General features: G+C 65.6%; 2 protein-coding genes. Both read right to left on the reverse strand.

Features of this window, described 5'->3' with window-relative positions; all coding sequences use genetic code 11:
- Positions 1 to 73 precede the first annotated feature (73 nt).
- On the reverse strand, positions 74 to 862 hold the full coding sequence (istB, locus tag J7U46_RS23160; RefSeq protein WP_282829613.1) for an IS21-like element helper ATPase IstB: 789 nt from the start codon (positions 860 to 862) through the stop codon (positions 74 to 76).
- Positions 855 to 2,387 (reverse strand): IS21 family transposase, encoded by a 1,533-nt coding sequence (gene istA, locus J7U46_RS23165; RefSeq protein WP_282829614.1) that lies wholly within the window; start codon positions 2,385 to 2,387, stop codon positions 855 to 857. Before istA ends, istB begins: the two co-directional genes overlap by 8 nt.
- Between the last annotated feature and the right edge of the window lie 105 nt (positions 2,388 to 2,492).

Genomic DNA, 2,492 nt, shown 5'->3' on the forward strand with positions numbered 1-2,492 from the left:
TGTTGATTCCCGCGCGATCTTGACCCACCGTTTCCATCCAATCTTGACCCACCCTTGTTAGAGCCTCTCGGGCTCAGGTTGTGAGTAACTTCTTGGTCTTTGACTCCTTCTTGGTGGGTTGTGCGGAACTGTTCTTGAAGCGGTAGCTGTCGTTGCCGGTCTCAAGGATATGGCAATGGTGTGTGAGCCGGTCCAGCAGCGCCGTCGTCATCTTGGCGTCGCCGAAGACGCTGGCCCACTCGCTGAAGCTCAGGTTCGTCGTGATGACGACGCTGGTGCGCTCATAGAGTTTGCTCAGCAGGTGGAACAACAGCGCGCCGCCTGATGCACTGAACGGCAGGTAGCCCAGCTCGTCCAGCACGACCATGTCCATGTGGGCCAGTCGGTGCGCCATCTGCCCGGTCTTGTTGCACAGCTTCTCCTGCTCCAACTGGTTGACCAGCTCGACCGTGGAGAAGAAGCGCACCCGCCGCCGGTGATGCTCGAGCGCCTGCACGCCGATGGCCGTGGCCAGGTGGGTCTTGCCCGTGCCCGGACCGCCGACCAGCACAACGTTCTCCGCCCGGTCCATGAAGTCGCCTCGGTGCAGCTGCCGCACCAGCGCCTCGTTGACGTCGCTGTGCGCGAACTCGAAGCCGGCCAGGTCACGGTAGACCGGGAACCTGGCCTGCTTGAGCTGGTAGGCCACGGCCCGTACTTCTCGTTCGGCACTCTCGGCCTTGAGCAACTGCGCCAGGAAGGGCTGCGCCGCCTCGAAGGCCGGTGCGCCTTGCTCGGCCAGCTCGCCCACGGCCTGCGCCATGCCGAACATCTTCAGCTCGCGCAGCGCGGTGATGAGCGCGTTGGTTGCGGGGTTACGCATGGCGCACCTTCCTCTCCTCGCGCAGCGCGTCGTAGCGGTTCACGTTGGCCTGAGGCTCGGTCGCCAGGCGCAGTGCCTGCGGCGCATCCACCGGCGGCTGCTCGACCTTGCCGTCGAGCAGCCGGTGCAGCACGTTGAGCACGTACATCTTGGTCGGCACCCCGACCTCCAGCGCCAACTCGACGGCCGCCAGCACCGACTGCTCCTCGTGGTGCAGGACCAGGGCCAGCACATCGACCATCTCGCGATCACCGCCTGGCTTCTTGAGCAGCTCGGCCTGCAGCCGCTTGAAGGCCAGCGGCAGCTCAGCGAACGGCGCGCCGTTCCTGAGTGCGCCGGGCTTGCGCTGCAGCACCGCCAGGTAGTGACGCCAGTCGAAGATCGTCTGGCCGATGGTGTCGTGCCGGCGCTCGATCACTCGTGTGTGCTCGCAGATGATGTTGCCCTCGGCCGCGACGACCAGGCGGTCGGCGTACACGCGCAGGCTCACCGGCCGGTTCGCATACGACGCCGGCACGCTGTAGCGGGTGCGCTCGAAGGTGATCAGGCAGGTCGGCGAGACGCGCTTGGTGTGCTCGACGAAGCCGTCGAACGGCCGCGGTAGCCGCATCAGCAGCGGCCGCTCTTCCTGCCAGGCATCAAACACGGTGCCGGGCAGCTTGCCGTGCGAGATCTCGGCCCACAGCGCCCCGCAGCGTTCCTCCAGCCAGACGTTGAGGGCGTCCAGCGTCGGGAACGACGGCACGGGCTGCCAGAGCCGGTGGCGCGCGTCGCGCACGTTCTTCTCGACCTGCCCCTTCTCCCAGCCGGAGGCCGGGTTGCAGAACTCGACCTCGAAGAGGTAGTGGCTGACCATCGCGGCGAAGCGCGCGTTGACGTCGCGCGCCTTGCCGGTCAGGACCTTGTCCACAGCCGTCTTCATGTTGTCGTAGATGCCGCGCTTGGGCACGCCGCCAAACACGCGGAAGGCGTGGTTGTGGGCGTCGAACAGCATCTCGTGGGTCTGCAGCAGGTAGGCCCGGATGTAGAAGGCCCGGCTGTGGCTGAGCTTGAAGTGCGCCACCTGCAGCTTGGTGCGCTCGCCAGCCAGCACGGCCCAGTCCTCGCTCCAGTCGAACTGGAACGCCTCGCCGGGCTCGAAGACCAGCGGCACGAAGGTGCCTCGGCCGGTGGTCTTCTGCGCCTCCTGACGCTTGATGGCCCAGTCGCGTGCGAAGGCCGCGACGCGGTTGTAGGAGCCATCGAAGCCGAGCTCCATGAGCTCGGCATGCATCTGCTTCAGCGTGCGCCGCTGCTTGCGGTTCTTGCCAGCCTCGGTCTTGAGCCATTGGGCCAGCTTCTCCGCAAACGGATCGAGCCGGCTTCGGCTCTCGCGTTTGGCATAGGCCGGCTCCTGGGCATCGCTGCGCAGGTACTTCCTTATGGTGTTGCGAGACAGGCCGGTGCGTCGGGCTATCTCGCGGATGGACAGCTGCTCGCGCAGGGCCCACCGCCTGATGACACTCAGTGTCGCCACGTCAATCACTCCAGTGCTCCTGCCGCAAATAGCGGCAGGGTAGGGTTCGTACGTGGGTCAGGTTTGGACGGAAATCAGTCCAGGATGTGGGTCAGGATTCAGTGGAAATCAACA

The sequence above is a fragment of the Pelomonas sp. V22 genome, assembly GCF_030014915.1.
Lineage (GTDB): Bacteria > Pseudomonadota > Gammaproteobacteria > Burkholderiales > Burkholderiaceae_C > JAUASW01.